This window comes from uncultured Tenacibaculum sp., from assembly GCF_947494125.1.
In the GTDB taxonomy this organism is placed as follows: Bacteria; Bacteroidota; Bacteroidia; order Flavobacteriales; family Flavobacteriaceae; genus Polaribacter.
In genome coordinates this window covers 68273-88833 of sequence record NZ_CANLTU010000003.1, presented here as the reverse complement: position 1 = coordinate 88833, position 20561 = coordinate 68273, and the positions used below count along the sequence as shown (strand labels likewise).

17 protein-coding genes are annotated in these 20561 nt (G+C 29.8%); 9 read left to right on the top strand and 8 right to left on the bottom strand.

The window, feature by feature from the left end:
• The first annotated feature begins 51 nt into the window (after positions 1 to 51).
• From Q0881_RS07270 to Q0881_RS07260, 3 genes are all read left to right on the top strand, one after another.
• Complete coding sequence (locus tag Q0881_RS07270) at positions 52 to 1908, top strand: hypothetical protein (RefSeq protein ID WP_299158334.1); 1857 nt, start codon at positions 52 to 54, stop codon at positions 1906 to 1908.
• Between the two features lie 152 nt (positions 1909 to 2060).
• A complete protein-coding gene (locus Q0881_RS07265) occupies positions 2061 to 7346 on the top strand; it encodes a T9SS type A sorting domain-containing protein (protein WP_299158331.1) in 5286 nt (1761 codons plus the stop codon).
• Positions 7347 to 7359: 13 nt separating this feature from the next.
• Positions 7360 to 7533: a hypothetical protein gene (locus Q0881_RS07260; RefSeq protein ID WP_299158329.1), complete on the top strand. Its 174-nt coding sequence runs from the start codon at positions 7360 to 7362 to the stop codon at positions 7531 to 7533.
• 215 nt (positions 7534 to 7748) lie between these two features.
• On the opposite strand, the gene Q0881_RS07255 is transcribed toward Q0881_RS07260, so the two are convergent.
• From Q0881_RS07255 to Q0881_RS07230, 6 genes are all read right to left on the bottom strand, one after another.
• Complete coding sequence (locus Q0881_RS07255; RefSeq protein ID WP_299158326.1) at positions 7749 to 8228, bottom strand: hypothetical protein; 480 nt, start codon at positions 8226 to 8228, stop codon at positions 7749 to 7751.
• Between the two features lie 168 nt (positions 8229 to 8396).
• The gene (locus tag Q0881_RS07250; protein WP_299158323.1) at positions 8397 to 9194 is read right to left on the bottom strand and encodes a hypothetical protein; all 798 of its coding nucleotides are present in this window, start codon (positions 9192 to 9194) and stop codon (positions 8397 to 8399) included.
• 80 nt (positions 9195 to 9274) lie between these two features.
• Complete coding sequence (locus Q0881_RS07245) at positions 9275 to 9979, bottom strand: hypothetical protein (protein WP_299158321.1); 705 nt, start codon at positions 9977 to 9979, stop codon at positions 9275 to 9277.
• Between the two features lie 19 nt (positions 9980 to 9998).
• Positions 9999 to 10967, bottom strand: a complete 969-nt coding sequence (locus tag Q0881_RS07240) for a DUF4365 domain-containing protein (protein ID WP_299158318.1) — start codon at positions 10965 to 10967, stop codon at positions 9999 to 10001.
• A gap of 646 nt (positions 10968 to 11613) precedes the next feature.
• Entirely contained in the window at positions 11614 to 11853 is a 240-nt protein-coding gene (locus Q0881_RS07235) for a hypothetical protein (RefSeq protein ID WP_299158315.1), read from the bottom strand.
• A 158-nt stretch (positions 11854 to 12011) separates the two neighbouring features.
• The gene (locus tag Q0881_RS07230) at positions 12012 to 12728 is read right to left on the bottom strand and encodes a CPBP family intramembrane glutamic endopeptidase (protein ID WP_299158312.1); all 717 of its coding nucleotides are present in this window, start codon (positions 12726 to 12728) and stop codon (positions 12012 to 12014) included.
• A gap of 80 nt (positions 12729 to 12808) precedes the next feature.
• Here Q0881_RS07230 and Q0881_RS07225 point away from each other — a divergent pair, with 80 nt between their 5' ends.
• Positions 12809 to 13453, top strand: a complete 645-nt coding sequence (locus Q0881_RS07225; RefSeq protein ID WP_299158310.1) for a TetR/AcrR family transcriptional regulator — start codon at positions 12809 to 12811, stop codon at positions 13451 to 13453.
• Positions 13454 to 13459: 6 nt separating this feature from the next.
• On the opposite strand, the gene Q0881_RS07220 is transcribed toward Q0881_RS07225, so the two are convergent.
• Together Q0881_RS07220 and Q0881_RS07215 are read right to left on the bottom strand one after the other, a co-directional pair.
• Positions 13460 to 14488 (bottom strand): WYL domain-containing protein, encoded by a 1029-nt coding sequence (locus tag Q0881_RS07220; protein WP_299158307.1) that lies wholly within the window; start codon positions 14486 to 14488, stop codon positions 13460 to 13462.
• Complete coding sequence (locus tag Q0881_RS07215) at positions 14489 to 15103, bottom strand: hypothetical protein (RefSeq protein WP_299158304.1); 615 nt, start codon at positions 15101 to 15103, stop codon at positions 14489 to 14491. It abuts the gene before it with no gap.
• Positions 15104 to 15266: 163 nt separating this feature from the next.
• Here Q0881_RS07215 and Q0881_RS07210 point away from each other — a divergent pair, with 163 nt between their 5' ends.
• From Q0881_RS07210 to prfH, 5 genes are all read left to right on the top strand, one after another.
• A complete protein-coding gene (locus Q0881_RS07210) occupies positions 15267 to 16664 on the top strand; it encodes an RtcB family protein (RefSeq protein ID WP_299158302.1) in 1398 nt (465 codons plus the stop codon).
• Entirely contained in the window at positions 16661 to 17107 is a 447-nt protein-coding gene (locus Q0881_RS07205) for a hypothetical protein (protein ID WP_299158299.1), read from the top strand. The genes Q0881_RS07210 and Q0881_RS07205 overlap by 4 nt, the downstream gene beginning before the upstream one ends.
• The gene (locus Q0881_RS07200; RefSeq protein ID WP_299158296.1) at positions 17104 to 17730 is read left to right on the top strand and encodes a hypothetical protein; all 627 of its coding nucleotides are present in this window, start codon (positions 17104 to 17106) and stop codon (positions 17728 to 17730) included. Before Q0881_RS07205 ends, Q0881_RS07200 begins: the two co-directional genes overlap by 4 nt.
• A 746-nt stretch (positions 17731 to 18476) precedes the next feature.
• The gene (locus tag Q0881_RS07195) at positions 18477 to 19868 is read left to right on the top strand and encodes an RtcB family protein (RefSeq protein WP_299158293.1); all 1392 of its coding nucleotides are present in this window, start codon (positions 18477 to 18479) and stop codon (positions 19866 to 19868) included.
• On the top strand, positions 19868 to 20560 hold the full coding sequence (gene prfH / locus Q0881_RS07190; protein ID WP_299158291.1) for a peptide chain release factor H: 693 nt from the start codon (positions 19868 to 19870) through the stop codon (positions 20558 to 20560). The genes Q0881_RS07195 and prfH overlap by 1 nt, the downstream gene beginning before the upstream one ends.
• Position 20561: the final 1 nt, after the last annotated feature.

Sequence of the window (20561 nt, the reverse complement as noted above, 5' to 3'; positions counted from 1 at the left end):
TATTGTAAATGTAATTTTAAACTAATTATACCAACCCTTTATTTATAGTTTATGAAAAAGTATCTTTTCTCTTTCATCTTAATGATTACTACCATCGGTTTTTCTCAAAATAAAATTGAAAAACTACAGGAACAACTAAAAGAATCTAAAAACGAAGAAATAAGTTTGAAGATTTTAGATACGCTTACAAAGGTTATGATACGATCTAATCATCCAAAACAAAGAGCGTATTTAGATCGTTTAATAGCTTTAGCCAAAAAGCAAAATAACTATGATTTAGCAGCTTCTAAAACAAGATTCATAGCACAGAGCCATATATATGGCCGTCAACCAGATTCTGCTATTTATGTAGTAGAAGAGATGTTACAAAATAAAGAGAAGTTTACTACAAAAAAATCAGAGGCACATTTATTATTAAAAAGAGCAGCTGCTTATTTTAATAAAGAAATGCTAGAAAAAGCTTCAAAAGATTACGATACCTCAGCAGAACTATTTTTAGCAACAGGAGATTCTATTTATGCGGCAGATGCCCGTTTTTATGGAGGACAAGTGTATACAAATTTAAAAGACTTTCTTACTTCGATAAATAGATATGAAGAAGCTTATAAATTATACGATTTGTTAGGAGATGGAGTATATGCAAGTTATGTTTTATCAGACCTATCCAATTTATACGGGAAAAATAAATTTTATGATAAAGCAATTTCTGAAAGAAAAAAAACATTAAAAGGTTTTTTTAAAGGGAAGAACTATTCTGGTGTTAGTACAGTACATGTGCAACTAGGAAACGATTATTTTAGTAAAAAAGAGTTTGAAATTGGGAAGAAGCATATAGATTCTGCACAGTATTATACAGATAGTATTAACCATAAGGTTAACAAAGCTCGATTAAAAATGTATGTAGGCTTAGCTAATGTAAAATATTATTTAAATAAAAATGAGTTAGCAAAGGCTAAAGAGTGTTTAAATACAGCTGAGCAACAGATTGCATTAACAGACGCTCCTGAATATTACAACTCAGATTTATTATTGCACAAAGCAAGATATTATAAAAAATCTGGAGAATATACGAAAGCCCGTGAAGTACTAAAAAAAGTAGTACTTAAAAAAGGGAAAATTAGTGATGAAGATTTATATGTAAGAGCCGAAAATGATTTAGCCGAATTATATGCAAAAGAGCTTAACTATAAAGAAGCGTATAAACATTATACAAAATACATAGAAGCTAAAGAGTCTATAGAAAATGATATAAAAACAAATACTTTTTTGTATTACCAATCTGCGTTTGAAACAGAACGAAAAGACAATGAGATTTATAAAAAGCAATCGGAAATAAAATTATTAGAAAAAGATAAAGAGATTGAAAAAAACAAGCGTAGGTTTTTGTGGACGCTGTTAATTGCAATCCTATTACTATCAATATTTATTTCATTTTATATATGGAAAAAAGGCAAGCAAAAAAGAGTCGCTTTATCTTTTAAGATAGAAAAAAGCAAAAAAGAATTAGAAGAGTTTACTAAGCAACTAATAGAAAAAAGTAAAACACAAGAAACGCTAACTAAAGAGCTAGAAAATTTAAAAGAAAAAATAGGGGAGCAAGAATCTGTTGAACAACTTCAAGATTTAACCGCGATAAAAATTCTTACCAATGATGATTGGTATACTTTTAAAGAAAAGTTTAAAACAGTGTACCCCAATTTTTTTGCAAGTATAAAAAACAAAGGGTTTGAGCTTACCAAATCTGAAGAGCGATTAATTGCCATGGAAAAATTGTATTTAGATACAAATGAAATAGCAAGTATGTTAGCAATATCTAACGATAGTGTAACTAGAAGTAGGTCTAGATTGCGTAAAAAATTAAATGCGCCTAAAGGAGAGTCGATTCTTAAATATTTAGAAGTTTCTTAAAGCATAAAAAACATGCTTTTCTTTAAGGTGTTGAAAATGTGATTGTTGCTGTGTTTAAGGGCAGTTTTGTCCGTTTTTTGTCCGGTATATATATAAGGGATTATAGCAGTAATTTTATTTCTTTGACTTTTATTTCTAAAAAGTCAAATTCAATGAGAACAAAGTTACTAGTACTTCTTTTCACATTATTTTATAATATTTCTTTTGCTCAAGAAACACAGGTTTTAGATGCCAATTTTGAAAACTATTTAGAAACCCATGATGCAGATGGAAATGTAGTTGCTTTGGGAGCTGCTACAAGTATGGGAAATGGAGTTGCTAATGATAAGTATGTTACTACAGCTAGAATTGAAAATATTGCATCGTTAAACATATCTAATAAAGGTATTGTTGATATGACGGGTATTGAAGCTTTTGAAAATTTACAAATCTTAAACTTGAATTCTAATGATGTTACATCGATAGATTTATCTGGAAACATTGAATTACTTGAGTTTTATGCAGTATCAAATAGCTTAGTTAATTTAAGTTTAAAAGACAATACTAAACTTGAACGTATTGATGTATCGGATAACGATTTAATTTCTTTAGATTTTAGAAATGGAAATAATGCAATAGTTAAAAGCCTTAAAGCTATAGCCAATTACCAACTTTATTGTTTTAATGTAGATGATGCAAGTGCTTTATATTTAACATTATGGACTGTAGATGCTACTACTTCGTTTGATGAAAATTGTGGATTGACTTCTATTACCGATACTTCTTTTGAAGCTATTTTAGAGAACAATAACATTGGAAACGGGATTATAGGAGATAACTACGTGTATACCGTAAGAATTGAAGAAACGACAACGTTAGATATCTCTAATCAAAGTGTAACCAGTATTGTAGGAATAGAATTATTTCAAAATTTAAGTGTTTTAAATGCAAATTCAAATGATATTTCAGCAATAGATCTTTCTTCTAATACCGCTTTAACAGAACTATACTTAATCTCAAATGAACTAACCACATTAGATTTAACTGCAAATACAAATTTGCTTAAAGTAAATGTGAATGATAATGATTTAACCACTTTCGACTTTAGAAATGGGAACAATGGTATAATTCAATCCTTTAATGCTATTGCTAATTACAATCTTAAATGTATTACTATAGACGATGCTTCACTCTCTAGTCTTGCTTTATGGAATATAGATTCTGGCACTTCATTTAATGAAGATTGCAATTGGACTTATGTACCAGATGATAATTTTGAAAACTATTTAGAAACGCATGATGCCGATGGAAATGTTGTGCCTGTAGGAGATGCTACAAGTATGGGGAATGGGAAAATAAATGATGATTATGTTATTACAGCAAAAATTAAAGATGTACTAGTACTTACTATGTCTACATTAAGTATTACAGATGTAACTGGTATAGAGGGGTTTGTGTCTTTACAAAATTTAAGTATTTTCGATAATGGAGTTTCAAACATAGATCTTTCAAAAAACAATGCATTAGAAACATTAAATCTTAGTAAGAATAATCTTACCAATTTAGATGTGTCTAATAACACATTATTAACGGAATTACATATTACGAAAAACAATCTTACCAATTTAGATGTATCACTCAATACAGCTCTAAAAAAAATAAGTTGCAGCCAGAATCAACTTAATAGTTTAGATGTTAGAAATAATACCGCTCTTATAAACTTATCTTGTTATAATAACCCATTAGGAAGTATAGATGTAACACAAAATATTTTGTTACAGAGTCTTGACTGTGTAGATACACAACTAACAAGTATTGATGTTTCTAAAAATCCAGAACTAGAGTCATTGCAAGTGTATGAAAATTCACTTACAAGTTTAGATATAAATGCCAATGTAAAATTAAAAGAGTTGTATGCAGAGGATAATCAGATTACGAGTTTAGATGTATCTAAAAATACAGTTTTAGAAGATTTATCTTGTTTTAACAATCAACTAACTTATTTAAACGTTAGAAATGGAAACAATACAAATTTAGATTCGGGAGATTTCGATATAAGAAACAATCCAGGTCTTACTTGTGTTTCAGTAGACGATCCAACATATGCAAATGCTAATTTTAGCAAAAAAGACAATCAAACAATTTTTAATACATTTTGTAATAGTACTTCTGTTCCCGATGCTAATTTTGAAGCCTATTTAGAAACACATACAGATTATGGAGGTGTTGTTGCTATTGGAGATCCAACAAGTATGGGTAACGGTATTGCAAATGATAAGTATGTAGGTACAGAGAAGATACAAGGAATAAAAAACTTAAACATTTCAAACCAAGGGATTGCAGACTTTACAGCATTAGAAGGTTTTGAGAGTTTGGAAGTATTATCAACATTTGGGAATACGGTTTCAAGTTTAAATTTAACAGCTAATACAAAACTAAGAGAAATAAATTGTTACTCAATGGGGCTTAGTAGTATTAATGTTTCAGGTTTAACGTCTATTGAAAGATTAGTGCTTAGAGAAAATAATTTAACCTCTATAGATTTAAGTTCTAACTTAAAATTAAAAAGTTTATACATTTCTAATAATAATTTAAACAATTTAGATGTAAGTGCAAATACATTACTTACAGACATAAGAGTTAGAGAAAACTTACTAAATACATTAGATGTAACGAACAACATTAATTTAATAAGATTGTATTGTTCAGATAATTCGTTATCAACTATAAATGTAGCCAATAATACACTTTTAGAAACCTTAAGTTGTGGCGGAAATGAGTTTGTATCAATAGATATTAGCAGTCTTATTAATTTAACGGATCTATTTATAGAGAATACTCCAACACTTACTTCTTTAGAGGTATCTAACAATGTTAAACTTGAAGATATTGGAGTAGATAATAATACTTTATTAACTACATTAAATTTATCAAGTAATTCAAAACTACTTGAGGTATATATTAATAATACAGGTATTAATACTCTAGATTTTAGTAGTAGTACAGATTTAGAATATGTAGAATGTAAGAACAATAGTAATTTAACTTCTTTAAATTTCAAAAGTGGAAATACGAGTAGTATTGACGAAATGTATGCTACAGGTAATCCAAACCTTGTATGTATACAAGTAGATGATTCTTCAGCTAGTTATTTAAATAGTTGGGATAAAGATAATGCGACAGGATTTGGAGAAGATTGTAATTGGACTTATGTTCCAGACGATAATTTTGAAAATTATTTAGAAACCCACGATGTTAATAATACTACTGTAGCAGTTGGAGACCCAACAAGTATGGGGAATGGAATAGCTAATGATAATCAAGTGGCTACAACTAAAATAGAAAAGGTTACCTCATTAGATATTAGTAGTCTAAATATTTCAGATTTAACAGGTATAGAAGGGTTTACAGCATTAGAATCGTTAAATGCTGATTATAACGATTTAACTTCATTAGACTTAAGTAGCAATACGAGTTTAAAAGTTTTAGATGCAGCAGAAAATGATTTTACTTTATTAGATTTATCAGGATATTTAGCCTTAGAGGAAGTAGAGTTAAGATCAAATTCGATAACAGATTTAATTGTAGAAAACAATCCAAACTTAAAAAAATTAAGAGTTGGTAAAAACAGACTTGCAACTTTAGATGTAACCGCATGTACACAATTAGAAGAATTAGCAGCACATCAAAATGTATTGGTATCATTAGATGTTAGAAATGGGAATAACAATCTAATAACAAATTTTTTCGTTAAAGGAAATGCAAGTTTAACATGTATTGAGGTTGACGATGCTGTAGCGGCGTATTTAGCAACTTGGGAAAAAGATGCAACCGCAAATTTTAGCGAAAATTGTAACTCAACAGTTTGGTTAGGAACTAATGACGATAATTGGAATGAAACTAATAACTGGGTGGGTAATACAGCACCACAAACTACAAGTAATGTTATTATTCCTTATAGAACAAATACTCCTAGATTAACTTCTTCAGAACAAATAAATGATCTTAGAGTAGCAGAATACTCTTCATTTGACATTTCAGAGAATGGATCAGTAAAAGTAGATGGAGACTTTAGTAATTCGGGAACATTTACAATGACATCTACAGCTTCAAAAAGTGCGAGTTTATTAGTAGAAGGAACAGCAAACGGGCAAATAACATATGAAAGAGGAGGCTTATTAGCGAATAAGTGGAGTACAGTATCTGCACCTGTAGAAGGACAAAGTATAAAAGACTTTGTTGAAAATCCAGAAAATAATATTAGAAAGAATACTACTGTAACACCAAACCGATATGCAGTAGCATATTATAATGATAGTAATGCCGCAGGAGCAAAGTGGGTGTATTATACAGTTGATGATTTAGCAGCAAATACAATTACTTTTGAAAAAGGAAGAAGTTATGCAATCTCAAGAGCAACCGATGGAGCTGTAACATTTACAGGAACCATAACCACAGAAAATACCATAAAAGCGGTAGATCCATCAGCATGGAATGCTATAGGAAACCCATACACTACTTATTTACCAGTAAATGAAAATGGAGGAAATAATATAATTACTACCAATACGAGTAAATTAGATCCAGCCTATATGGGAATATACCAATGGGACAACGCACAAGAAAAATATGTAGCAAAAACATTGTTAGACGGAGCAACAAGCATAGCACCTGGACAAGGGTTTTTAGTAAAAACAGCTGCAGGAGCAAGTAACATAACATTTACAGCAGGGCAGAGAAGTACAGCCCCAGTAATAGGCGGAACATTTGGTAAAGCACAGCCTATGCCAACAATAAACTTAGTAGTAAGTGCAAATAAAAAGTCGGTAAAAACAACCATAGCCTATAGAGACAATGCAACAGTAGGCTTAGACCCAGGTTATGATATTGGAAACTTTAACGGAGCAAGCCTTGATGTATATACCCAATTGGCAGATAATACAACAACGCAATACTTCACCTACCAATCGGTGCCAAAAAGTAAAATAGCAGCCATGGTAATACCCGTAGGAATAAAAGCGAAGGCAGGAGAAGAAATAAGCATAGCCATACAACCTACAAACCTACCAGAAGGAGTTGAGGTATATTTAGAAGATAAAGAAAAAAATACCCTAACAAAATTAACAGCTACAACTAACCAAACACTAACATTAACAGAAGCTATAACTGGAGTAGGTCGCTTTTATTTACATACAAGAAGCAATAAAATAGATGCAATAGTTGGAGAAGATGCTATTAAAATATACACCCTAACAAATAACAAAATTATAGTAGAAGGTATTACCAAAGAAAAGGCAAGTTTAAGCTTATATAGCCTGCAAGGAGCTAAGTTATTTACCCAAACAATAGAAGGGAAAGAAAAGTATACAATAGCCCTACAAAAGCAACCAACAGGAGTGTATATAGTACAAGTAAGAACTGCACAAGGAAATAAAACAAAGAAGATTATACTAAACTAAGAGAAAGATGACGATGAAAAAAAGTATAAAAACTACAGAAGAAAGCATTACAAGAAAAGAAGCATTAAAAAAAATAGGCAACTACGGTAAGTATACAGCTTTAACAGCATTGGGAACTTATGTGCTATTGAATCCCCTTAAAGCACAAGCACAAAGCCCCGATTCCCCTGGAGATGGATTTGATTAAACAAACAACTAATCATATCAATTTCAAATAAAAAGACAGCTAATTTAGCTGTCTTTTTTAATTTAGTTATCTATGCTGCTTATCTAAAAGTTAATTAACTCAACAGTTTTTGTTTCTGTTCTTGAAGGTATATTTTATTGTAGACTTCCTCATTGTTTTTAATCGCTTCTCCAAAACCAACATAACCTTTCTTGGATTTAAATTAAACATGCATTTTATATGTTGTTATCAGCTTTTTTTCTCTCATTAAACTTTTCAATTTCGTCATCTGTTAACGCTAGATATGTATTTACATTTGGTGTATTATTAAAACCTAACTCTTTTCTCCACAACTCATAATCAACATCATAATTGTTCAAGTCTGCTAGTATATTCAGAGGTTTATAATTAAGGATGTGTTTAATAAAGGTATCAGGCAGTCTTACATTGTGTTTGTTAATATAATGAGATAGTTTTTCTGGATAAATATATTTCCCATCGGTTAAACAGCTTGCTCCCATATCATTTTCTTTACAACGATATCGACACCAACTTGTTCCCATCCATTGGGCAATTGGTTTACCCTTTTTTAAATGTTGGAGAACTATATTTTTTTCATTTGTATTCCAATTTAAATCAATAAAATTAGCTGGATCTGGTAATTCAGGTTCATAAATGCTTTTCCAATATCCAATTGCAATTAGTTTTGGTTTCAATTCAAAAAGTATTTTGTGTTAATGGCTACTAATAACGTGTTTGTATAAGATTAGTTGCGTGGTTTAAGCAACTAATTTAGCAAATACAAACCAAATAGAAAATCCGCGAGGACTTTCGTAAATAGGCTAAAACCAGCAATTAATTTTATACGGTGTTAGGCAATGTTTTTAATTTAATTCAAATGTATCAGAGCCATCTTCAACTAAACAATTTCTTGTGTTATTTAAAAGGGCTTCATCTCCTGATTTAGTTAATTTACATTCCAAAACCTTAGTCAGTTTGAGTCTATCCATCACTCTTGGATGAAGTGCAAGGCATAGACCACTTCCATCACTTTGAACACTTGGGTATAAAACTCCATCGGCTCCATTATTTACAACAAGTTCTGAGAAAATTGAACTAATCATATAATTATGATTTTCACCATTCTCAACTTTTTTAGAGAATTCGGCTGCTAAAAACTCAAGTAATTCATCCCTTTTTTCTGTATCATCTTTAGAGAGTATTTGCTCATTATATTTATCTCGGACATCATTAATATATTGAACGTTGTAGTCTTTATTAGGGTCAAAAATTGTAATGACTGAAATTAAATCTTGAACTTGCCATTTTCCGAATGTTACCAATCTTTCTCCATCAGTATTTTCTCTTAATAAATCTATTACTTCTGTCGCACCAACAATTCTTGCGTTAGTGATTTCTTCTGCACTAATTTCTCCTTCGGGAATTACTGAAGCATAAAACATTGTATTGTCTGGTGTACTAGCTCTTAAATGTGTTTTATTATATTCTTGTGGCTTATAAGAAATTCTATCTTTAGTACTAAATGTCGGTTCTTCTTCCGTATTATTTACGGCTCTATCTATTTCCTTTGGGTGATTATAATCTGTTCTCATTATTGGAATACCTCCTTGAAACATTTCTGTCAAAATTCTTCTAATATCTTCAACTGGTTCAAGTGACAAGTCAAGAGATTTTAACTCTTCAAGTAATTCGGGATTATACATTTATCTTATTTTTATATTCTTTGTTAAGAAATGATTTTCTAAATAATATTTTTCTTGTTTTGCCAATCATTCAAATCTTCAATAAAATACTCTAAAATTTCATCATAATTGTCATTTGAATCTTTTAGGTCATATGTTTCCCAATCATTCCAAAAATCATTTAATGTCTTAAATAACTTTTTGTCTAATTTTATAAAAGAATTGTAGTATTTAGAATAATTAAAAGATTTATTATTACAAGTTTTCATAGCAAAGAATTTTCCAATATAAAAGTCAATTGCTTCTCTGTCATAGGTCCCATTAATTCTATACCTTTCTTGCAATGAACTCATTAACTTGTTATTCATTTTTCTTTCTTTGTAATCACTAATGAAATAATGGTTTTCAAATCCTAAACTTAAATATATTGGTAACATTAAATTATGTTCTAAACAGTTTGTTACGTGACTTTTAAGGTCAGTTGAAAAGAAATAATGGATATCAGGATTGCTATCTATTATTGAGTAAAAATCGCTTACAATTTGAACACCTTTAAATTTCAAAAAGATATGAAGCAATTCGTGGGTAAAATACGCAGGGTTAATGTCATTTTCATAAATGCAGATTGTTGCAATTTCTCCATCTAGTCTTGACATATAGTTAGGTTCAGGACTTTCTATTAAAATAAACTCGAATTTTTCGTTTAGCTCATCCCATAATTTAAGATTTCTATTGTCAATTAATTTATCTAGATATTTTTCCATTCGAAGTTTATAATGTTTTTTATCCGTTATACTCTGGTAGAAACCATTCCCTACACATTGTTTCATAAACATTTTTCATATTATCCATTTGATTCCAAAGCGAATGAATGTGCTGAAAGTTAAGTACTTCTTTTTGTGTGTACAGATTTCCATTTGGTCCATATTCCCATTCTTTTTCTTTATTATCAGGCACGAATCCTTCTACATATCCTATTGGAATTTCGTCAGTCTCTTTTATTTTTATTAGCATTTGTTTGAAATGGTCAATAATTGGCCAATAATTATTTTCCCATACATCGAATCTTAAAAGAATTGAAATGTAGTACTTACAACGTTCTATTAGTATTTTTTCTGAACAGTAGTTTAATTCATTGTTTTGGTAGCCAATCTTATTAAAAAAGGAATAGAACTTTGGTCGTTTTGCGTAGAAGTAAATTGGCGAAAGAGTATTTGAATTCTTTGTAATAAGATTGGAAGTCGGAATATAGATAGTTTTATTCTCTTGCTCTTTTGAGAAAAAGTCAGGCTCTTTAGCTAAAATTACCTTATCGATATAATCATTTAAGCATAGAAAGTATATATTCTTGTTTTGATTATTAACAACAAATAAAATTACAGGAATTGTATTTCCCATTCTGTGAATAGTGAAAAGTTCATTAGTATCAATTACGAATTTGACTACCTCAATTTGCTTTTCTACACCGCTTTCATTTAAAGGTGTATTCTCAATATTTTTTCTTTCTTTAATTTTAATATTTGCAATATCAACAGTATCTGTGCCTTTAACTTGAATAAACAGATGTTCTCCTAATGTATCAAATACTAATTTTTCTTCTGAATCATTTTTTTCAAATAATTCAATCGATAAGTCAATCCCATAGTCAGGCTTGTATTCCCTAATAGTCCAATATTCTGGTAGAATCTCATTAATTATTTTGAGAGAGACTTTTTCCGTGATATGTGAAGTTGATTTGCGTTTGGGTCTCATAAATATTGCCTAACTTATTTATATGCGGAACTTTGTTCCTATTATTTGCCTAATATGGCTGGCTATGCGGAACTTTTACTCCTATTATACAACTCAAAATATTCGCCAAATTTTTTGAGTTTTCGAATGTAACATAAAAAAAGAAGCTAAATATACGGAAAACCATACTTGAAGTAAGGTTTTACCCTATTTTTTTATCAGGAGAATCACTTAGTGGGGGCTAAATAGGTAGGTTATAGCCTAAAAATGAGGTTTTTTTATGTTTTTTCTCTCAGCGAAGTTCGCTGAAGCTTTCATTGTGTATTTATTTCATCAGCGAAGCTCGCTGACGGTTTCGTTCTATATTTATTTCATCAGCGAAGCTCGCTGACGGTTTCGTTCTGTATTTATTTCATCAGCGAAGTTCGCTGATGGTTTCGTTTTATATTTATTTCATCAGCGAAGTTCGCTGACGGTTTCGTTCTGTATTTATTTCATCAGCGAAGTTCGCTGATGGTTTCGTTTTATATTTATTTCATCAGCGAAGTTCGCTGACAATTTCGTAAGAATTATGACTCCTATTGTTAAAGAATAGGAGCAAAGTGGGGCTAAATGAGCTAAGAAGTCACTAGCAAGATTTTTTTGAAGGAGTTTTAGTAGTAGGTTTTTAAATGTCTTCTACAAAAAACACGGCATTAGTATTTAAATCGTAAAAGCCAAATTCATTAGTGTTCCAAGGAGTATGTAGCCTTAACTTTTCTTTTTTTATAGTTCCTCTTTCAAGCAGTTCGTTAAAAATGGGCATTAAATTTCTAACAAATATTTTAATCACAGAACCACCAAGAAGCGGATCGTCTTCAGTATTGGCATGCCATTGTAAATGAATACAAAGGTTTTCACGTCTCATAACCGCATACATATTATAATTGTACAATCTAAGGTGCTATAAAGTATTTGTGTATGATTTTTTCACATGTTTAATTAACTAATTTAGCACTACTTTATAAATTGCTGCGTATAGTTTTTTAATGCTTCCACTTTTTATTTATGAAATATAAATAGACGCTATACAATTACACCATCATTAAGATACAAGCCAATTAAACTCATAGAATTGATAATTCCATGTGCTATTATTAACGGAAAAAGTTTTCGCTTTATCATAAAATATATTGAACCAAATATAAGAGCGATACAACCAGTAGCTATAACACCAGCTATTCCTTGATAAATATGTAATGAACCAAAAATAACCGAATGTATTAATAAAGCTAAGAGTATTCCATGCTTATTATTTCCTGTAAAATCTATCAACCTATTAAGTAAATATCCACGGAATAATAATTCTTCACCTAAAGCGGCACCAAACCAAATAACCCCAATTAAATAACTAATAAAAACAATTGGCTTTCCTAAAAAGAAAGAAAATCGATCAGCTACATCAGCAGGATTTGTTAACCCAAAACTTTCTAATAAAGGCTTTACTAATAATCCCATAACAACGGCAACTATAACTACAGATAGTATAGCCAATAATATGTTTTTCTTCCATTCTTTAAAATTGTGAGGTAATAGAAAGCCAAATTCTTTCCATTTCATTCTTTTTTGCTTCATAAAGAGTGTCGCAATTATAATTCCGCACCAAATTGATATTGAACCAGCTCCAATGATATTAAAATAATCTAAAAAATGTTTCATGCTTAAAATGATGGTAAATACCACTGCTATTTCTAGAACTATTTTAAAGTTATAAGGTTTTGTATTTGATATTTTAGTATTCATAATGATTTGTATTTTTATATATTCTTGTATATTTAGGACAAATTTACTAATAATAAATTAAAATTAGGACAAGTTTACTAATGAGGTCAACAAAAGACAAAATTTTAACAGCATCAAGGCTTTTATTTAATGAAAAATCATTTAGTTCAGTAACCATTAGAATGATAGCTGCATCATTAAAAATGAGTTCAGGAAACTTAAATTATCATTTCAAAAAAAGAGAAGAAATATTAGAATCGTTATATTTTGAAATGGCAAATGAATTTGATCAAAGACTTTTAGGTTTTTCTGAAATAGAGTTTTCTATAAATCAACTAAAAACAGAAATCAAACTAACAATGACAAGAATGATTGACTATCAATTCTTTTGGACAGATTTATATAATATAATAAATGCTAATGAAAACATAAAAACACATTTTCATGAAGTATATGCTACTCGTTATAAGAATTACATGTTTTTATTTGAACAGTTACAAAATAATAAAATAATAAAAGCTTCAATATTGAAATGGGAATTTGAAAACCTTTCTGAACAAATGATTATTTATAATAATACTTGGTTATATTCTACAGTATTATATGGAGGAAACGTTACTAAAAATATAATTGAAGAAAAAGCAAACACTATGGTACGTATTCTGTATCCATATTTAACAGAAAAAGGAAGAGAAGAGTTTTATGAAGTTGTAAATTCAAGTCAAAATAAAAGCAAAGAATTATAAGCTATATTATTCAGTGTCTCTAGTGGTGTTAGTGTCAAGAATATAATTATTAGAAGCCTTTTTAAGTTTCGCAATCATACGATTACGAAGCTTTTCAGGCTTTTGTATTACAATAGCATCACCATAGCCTAATATTAAACGTTCTAGCTCAAAATTGGGTTGTACTAGTATATTAAAAATAACGCCATCATCAGTATATTTAATAAGACGTTGCGATTTATGAAAAGGCTTAGTAATAACATAAGGGGCATTTTTTTTATCAATCCAAAACTGAATGCGTTGAGCTCTTGTATTTGCAACGGTAGCACCAATTACATTTTTATAATAAGTATCCCCATCAATATTTAAGTCTATGTACTCAATGTTTTCTTCTAATACAATGTTTGATATTCTATCTAAAGCTAGCGTAATAAATTGTTTTTTGTGAGAAGCTAAGAGAAACCATCTATTATTATATTCTTTTAATAACTGAGGATGTAAAGCCATATTACTAGCTTTATGTGCTTTAAAAGATTGATAAGTAATTGTAATAACTTTCTTTTGTTGAATAGCATTGTAAATAGGATCAATATATTCGAGCCCTTTTAGTTGTTCATTTTTGTCTAAATGAATAATAGCTCTATTATTTTTATTAGAAGAATAAACAGAATCTTCTAATCGTTGTAAAACACCGTCCATTTCTTTGAATAAAGAGAAATCTTTAAATTGACGTAACATTTCTATGGCTTCATTCATAATCTTTACATCAGCATCGGTAACAGGAATATTTTTAATACTATAATTATCTTCAGAATAACGATAATACTTACGATTATAGACTTCTATAGGAGCATTATATCCTAACTTATCACTTCGCATATGCTGAATATCTAATTGAATAGTACGTTTACTTACATACACGTCTTTACCTTCATACTCATACAAGGCATCAGAACAAGCTTCAATTAAACTGTCTAAAGTCCATGTACGCATAGAGTTTCGTAAACATTGATCAATGGTTTTGTACCGAACAAGTGCGTTTTTATTAGAAGCCATTTATAAAGTGTTTAGTTCATTAGTAAGATTAAGTTTAGCTTGGCTTTCGTATAAGTTTCTAAATTCATCTGTAGCATAGATGAAAGGTTTATCAATAAAATGCTGTAATACTTTCTGTCTACCGTTTTTATAAAGAAGACTAGGAACTAATTTGTATTCTTTTCTAATAAGTTTTGTGTAGTTTCGATAAATATCTTCTTGCTGTCCTAAGATGGCTAAATCAAAATCGATCATCCACTTAGTATCATTGTCAATAGCATCATGTGTTTTAGTAGCAATAATTTGTTGATTGATATTTTTTAGAAAATCATGTGGCAAATTAATTTTTGATAATTCCTTTAATGCAAGAATGGCACTTTGTTCTTCATTGTCTTTTTTCCAGATATTATAAATCATATCATGATAAAAAATAGAAAAAGAAACAATGTCTGCGTTTTCTAATTCATTTTTATAAGTATCAAAATAAGAGAATAATTCTTCTATGTGGGTAAAATTATGATAAGCCCTGTGCTTTTCAGTATAGTTTTTTTCAAGAGTATTCCATAAAGAATCTATTAAAATGGTATTGGAAGTATAAGAAGATACCAGTTTTTTAAAACGGAGAATTAAATTCATTTACATCAATTTTTTCTGATAAAAATAGGAAATAAATTTAGCTACGCAAAAAGATTGCGTAACAGTGTTCAATATTTGCACCGGAATCATAAGAAAGTAAATAACTTTCAAAAGTAATCGCTCCACAAAACAAGGAGTTTGTGGAGTTTTAAAAATTGAAATAATGAAAAACAAAGAAAAAATTACAGGAAAAGAATTAATTGAAATGGGGTTTAAATCAGGGAAATGGTTTCCTGAAGCGATGGAATATATCAATATAAATGAATTGTCTAAGGGGGAAATGTTAGCGTATTTAGAGCAGTTTCGTTCAGGACCAGAGATACCATTATTGGATAATCCAATGGATTTTAAAGTAAATATCAAAGCAGAAAATGATTTAGAAGAAGAGAATGTAAATAAAGTAATAGCTTCGATGGAAGTATTAATGAAAACACCTACCATAGTTAACGGAGCAATTATGCCAGATGCTTGCCCAACAGGTGGAACTGGAACAATTCCTGTAGGAGGTATTGTAGTAGCAAAAAATGCGATTCATCCAGGAATGCATAGTGCAGATATTTGTTGCTCGGTGATGTTAACTGATTTTGGGAAAGCTGATCCGAAAGAGGTATTAGATGCAGCCCATAGTAGTACGCATTTTGGGCCAGGAGGAAGAGATAGAAATACGCAATTTCGTTTTCCTATGGATTTGTTAGCAGAAATTGAAGCGAATCCTTTTTTAAACAATCAAAAGTGTATTTCTGCAGCAAGGTCTCATTTAGGAACACAAGGAGACGGAAATCACTTTTTATTTATAGGTACTTCTAAAAAAACAGGAAATACTATGATGGTAACGCATCATGGAAGTAGAGGTTTTGGAGCAAATTTGTATGCTAGAGGAATGCATGTTGCTGAACAATTTAGAAAAGAATTATCTCCACAAACATTAAAGCAAAATGCATGGATTCCGTTTGAAACAGAAGAAGGAAAAAACTATTGGGAAGCATTACAAATTATACGAAAATGGACAAAGTTAAATCACGAGGTTTTACACGATGCAACTTTAGAAAAGTTAGGAATAGAAAAAGAAAACAGATTTTGGAACGAACATAATTTTGTGTTTAAAGAAGGAGATTTGTTTTACCATGCAAAAGGAGCAACGCCATTAGATGCTAAGTTTATGCCAGATATTACTGGTCCAAGATTAATTCCTTTAAATATGAGCGAACCAGTTTTAATTGTAGAAGGAAATACTACTGAGAACAATTTAGGTTTTGCCCCACATGGAGCAGGGAGAAATGTAAGTAGAACACAGCATAGAAAAAGCAAAATAGGAACTGTAGAAGAGATTTTTGAAGAAGAAACGAAAGGTTTAGATATCCGTTTTTTTTCAGAAGAAATTGATATTACAGAATTACCTTCAGCTTATAAAAATGCAGAAACAGTACGTAACCAGATGGAAGAGTTTGGTTTAGGAGAAGTTATTGATGAAGTTGTACCTTACGGTTGTATTATGGCTGGAGATTGGAAAAAGAATGCGCCTTGGAAGAATAAAAGGAGACAAAATAGAAATAGAAAATGAAGAGAAACCTTAAAAACATAATTTCAGGATTGCTAAATTCTTTTATTAGTAGAAATAATGATGTTAATGGGTATTGGGGCATAGGTAAGTTATATGCTTTAATGATAGATAATAATTGTTTAGAAGTAAGAATAAATTTATTAGAAAAAAGGATTAAACCAGAAAGTTTAGATTTTAATTTTTTAATTAATGATTACAGTAATAAATTGATAAGTAAAATAGAAGATGTTGGTTTATTTGAAGAAGATATTTCAAGTGTAAATATTTTTTTAAAAAGTAATGTAAAGAATTTATTAAATAAAGATTATGAGACAGTACCTTTATTGTGTTCTATAAAAATGATATATAAAGAAAATATTATTCTTAAATATGAACAAAGAGTAATGTGTAGAAAGCATAATCTTAATTTAGAAAGTAAATCATGTAGAAACTACTCAAAATGAATCAAAAACTAAAACAAAAAGCATATCAAGTATTAATAGATAAAATAGATGTTGAAACTTTTGAAAATGAGCTATATCAGCTTGTTGAAAAAAATGAATTGAAAAGTGATTCACTTTTGTTTGATTTTGTGAGTATTGATTTTAAATCAGATAATTACGAAAAAGAAATATTTAATTTATTGAAAAATAGTTGCTCTGATGATGAGTTATTAAGTTTTGAAACTTACTTTTTATGTTTAAAATTATCAAATTCTGAAAAAGAGAGTATTATTTTAAATTTGATTAATGCATTGTCAAAATTATATATAGAAAAAGGCTATGAATATGATCTGTTATATGAGTTTTACAAGTTAAATGACGGAATCCAATCATTGGATTATGATTATTATTGCTTAACAGAAGAGCAAATAATAAGTAAAGCAAGATTATTTTCAGAAAAAGTTATTACAAAATTTAATTTTTATAAGGAAAATGAAGATTGGGATGAATTTTTAAATTGCATAATTGAAGTAGAAGTAGATAAAAGAGAAGCTATAAAACCTAGTCATACTTTAATAAAACAAAATGAAAGTTTGTTTAGTAGTACTATAAATTTATTGAAAGGAATGTTAGGTTTAAGATAAAAATAAAAGTGAAGTCTACAATTTAATAAATAAGTTACTAGTTTCTTTAAGGGATAAGTTTTATACTCAAAATTTGGAACTATAATCAATTTTCTTGCATATTTGCATCACAATAATCAAGGAAAAACACAAATTTAAACCTATGACAATACTAAAAATCACATATCAGGACGCAAATAAGCGACTTCGTGAGTTGTATTTTAGGTAGAAATTCACAGTATAAAAAGCAAAAGCGTCCAAAATTAATTTTTTGGACGCTTTTTTTATAAAAAATATTAAAACCTGAAAGACTCTTTGAACCGTGTAATAAAAAATGTACATAACAAAGTATCAGCGAATTAATAAATCTACAAAAAGTGGATAGGAAGTCTATTGCTTTGTTTTTAGGTATAGTACTGTAAATCAGTTTTTTAATTTTATTTTTTATTTGTGTAATTGAAAAAGACCTTATATGTTTGCATCGCAATAAAGCAACAAAACAATTATAAAACGAAGTAATATGTTCAAATACAAATTAAACATAAGTACAGTAAAAGAACCAGGTTCTTTTGTATACTTACTTCGCGACTTTCTTCACAAATAGATAAATAATTATACTATATATGAAAAAGTCCGAAGCAAAAACTTCGGATTTTTTTATGACTATTATCTAAAGATTTTCCGGAGTGTTAGCTCGAGTTCAATCGAGAATAAATAGGAGCCAACTAAAGTTGAGTTCCTAGAATAAAACATCTCAAAATTAAATCATGGGAAATAAATTAAAAGGAAAAGACCTAATAAAATTAGGGTTTCCAAAGAATAATAGTATCAATATTGCTTTAGGGCAAATTAACAGATATCGGAAAAGAGAAAAGAAGGAACGTATTTTAGAAGAGGCAAAAGAAGTATTGCTAGAACCTGATAGATTTCAAGGAAATGCTATTTGGGGAAAAGTAGTAGAAGGATTATTAAAGCCTGTAGAAGTTCGTTTTCACGAATTAAGAAATACAAGAGCTCCTTTTACAATTTACGGAGAAAATGAAATAGATGATCAAGCAAAATATCAATTATATAATGCTTTAAAATTACCAATTGCTGTACAAGGCGCTTTAATGCCCGACGCACACTCAGGTTATGGTTTACCAATTGGAGGTGTACTTGCTACTGAAAATACTGTAATACCCTATGGAGTAGGAGTAGATATTGGTTGTAGAATGTGTTTAACTGTCTATCCTATAAAAGCATCTTATTTAAAAGGAAAAAGACATCAATTAGAAGGCATCCTTTCTGAACACACAAAGTTTGGTATGCGAGAAACACACAAGGTAAAACATGATCATGAAATATTTGAACGTGAAGAGTTTCAAGATATTCCGTTGTTAAAAAGCTTAAAAACAAAAGCGTATCAACAATTAGGAACCTCAGGTAGTGGAAACCATTTTGTAGAATTTGGAATAGTAACTATTACTGATGAGCATAATGAATTTGATTTACCAATAGGCGAGTATATAGGTTTATTAACGCATAGCGGTAGTCGTGGTTTAGGCGCGAATATAGCAAAGCACTATACCTATTTGGCAGCAAAACAATGCCCGTTACCTAAGAATGTTCAGCATTTGGCTTGGTTAGATTTAGATACACACGATGGACAAGAATATTGGTTGGCAATGAATTTAGCAGGAGATTACGCTAAGGCATGTCATGATAATATTCATAAGCGAATCGGTAAATTATTGGGAGTAAAAGCGATTGCTAAAATTGAAAATCATCACAATTTTGCCTGGAAAGAACAAGTGAATGGACAGGAGCTAATTGTACATAGAAAAGGAGCAACACCAGCAAATAAAGGTGAGTTAGGAATTATTCCAGGCTCTATGACAGCTCCAGGGTATATAGTACGTGGCTTAGGAAATACTGAGAGTTTAAATTCTGCTTCTCACGGAGCGGGTAGAAAACATTCTCGAAGAAAATGTAAAGAGAAATTTACTAAAAGCGATATCAAGCATCAATTAAAAATGAATGGAGTAAGTCTTATTGGAGGCGGAGTAGACGAAGCACCAATGGCATATAAAAACATTAAAAAAGTGATGGATAATCAACAAGAATTGGTAGAAGTGTTAGGAACCTTTACACCAAAAATTGTAAGAATGGATAAATAATGAACACAAAAATAATACAAATAACAGCAGCAAAAGGCCCGTCAGAATGTGCATGGGTCGTTGCAAAAGTTTTGAAGATATTTTTAAAAGAGTTACTAGAAAGTAAAATTGAATGTACAGTTCTACATAAAGTTAATGGCATTGAAAACGGAACCGTACAATCTGTAACTGTTGAGTTAAAAGGAAAACAACTTGCTGATTTCTTAAAGAATTGGTTAGGAACCATTCAATGGATTGGAACTTCAACTTTTAGAAAATATCATAAACGTAAAAATTGGTTTATAGGTTGTTATGAATTGAATCAGCATAGAGAAAAAACAATCAATGAAAATGCGATTCAATTTCAAGCAATTCGAAGTTCAGGAGCTGGTGGGCAACATGTAAATAAGGTAAGTTCTGCAGTTAGAGCAAAGCATATACCAACGGGAGTTCAAGTATTGGTTTCAGATAGTCGTTCGCAACATCAAAATAAAAAGATAGCAATACAACGCTTAAAAGAAAAAATAACAAATTATAATATTAGTCAGTTAAAAGAATCGGTAAAAAACGAATGGGAAAATCATTTGAGTTTAGAAAGGGGGAATCCTACTAGAATATTTACAGGTTCAGATTTTAAACAACAAAAGAACGTGAAATCTTTTAAAACAAAAAGGAATCAATTAAAAACTGATCTAAGAAAAGAATTAGAATAAT

What these genes read in the sequence shown, in the direction of transcription:
- Q0881_RS07205 (WP_299158299.1), top strand. Translation starts at nt 16,661, where the DNA reads ATGAAGAGAAACCTTAAAAACATAATTTCAGGATTGCTAAATTCTTTT.
- Q0881_RS07265 (WP_299158331.1), top strand. Translation starts at nt 2,061, where the DNA reads ATGAGAACAAAGTTACTAGTACTTCTTTTCACATTATTTTATAATATT.
- Q0881_RS07260 (WP_299158329.1), top strand. Translation starts at nt 7,360, where the DNA reads ATGAAAAAAAGTATAAAAACTACAGAAGAAAGCATTACAAGAAAAGAA.
- Q0881_RS07225 (WP_299158310.1), top strand. Translation starts at nt 12,809, where the DNA reads ATGAGGTCAACAAAAGACAAAATTTTAACAGCATCAAGGCTTTTATTT.
- Q0881_RS07220 (WP_299158307.1), bottom strand. Translation starts at nt 14,488, where the DNA reads ATGGCTTCTAATAAAAACGCACTTGTTCGGTACAAAACCATTGATCAA.
- Q0881_RS07200 (WP_299158296.1), top strand. Translation starts at nt 17,104, where the DNA reads ATGAATCAAAAACTAAAACAAAAAGCATATCAAGTATTAATAGATAAA.
- Q0881_RS07270 (WP_299158334.1), top strand. Translation starts at nt 52, where the DNA reads ATGAAAAAGTATCTTTTCTCTTTCATCTTAATGATTACTACCATCGGT.
- Q0881_RS07245 (WP_299158321.1), bottom strand. Translation starts at nt 9,979, where the DNA reads ATGGAAAAATATCTAGATAAATTAATTGACAATAGAAATCTTAAATTA.
- Q0881_RS07240 (WP_299158318.1), bottom strand. Translation starts at nt 10,967, where the DNA reads ATGAGACCCAAACGCAAATCAACTTCACATATCACGGAAAAAGTCTCT.
- prfH (WP_299158291.1), top strand. Translation starts at nt 19,868, where the DNA reads ATGAACACAAAAATAATACAAATAACAGCAGCAAAAGGCCCGTCAGAA.
- Q0881_RS07230 (WP_299158312.1), bottom strand. Translation starts at nt 12,728, where the DNA reads ATGAATACTAAAATATCAAATACAAAACCTTATAACTTTAAAATAGTT.
- Q0881_RS07210 (WP_299158302.1), top strand. Translation starts at nt 15,267, where the DNA reads ATGAAAAACAAAGAAAAAATTACAGGAAAAGAATTAATTGAAATGGGG.
- Q0881_RS07215 (WP_299158304.1), bottom strand. Translation starts at nt 15,103, where the DNA reads ATGAATTTAATTCTCCGTTTTAAAAAACTGGTATCTTCTTATACTTCC.
- Q0881_RS07195 (WP_299158293.1), top strand. Translation starts at nt 18,477, where the DNA reads ATGGGAAATAAATTAAAAGGAAAAGACCTAATAAAATTAGGGTTTCCA.
- Q0881_RS07235 (WP_299158315.1), bottom strand. Translation starts at nt 11,853, where the DNA reads ATGAGACGTGAAAACCTTTGTATTCATTTACAATGGCATGCCAATACT.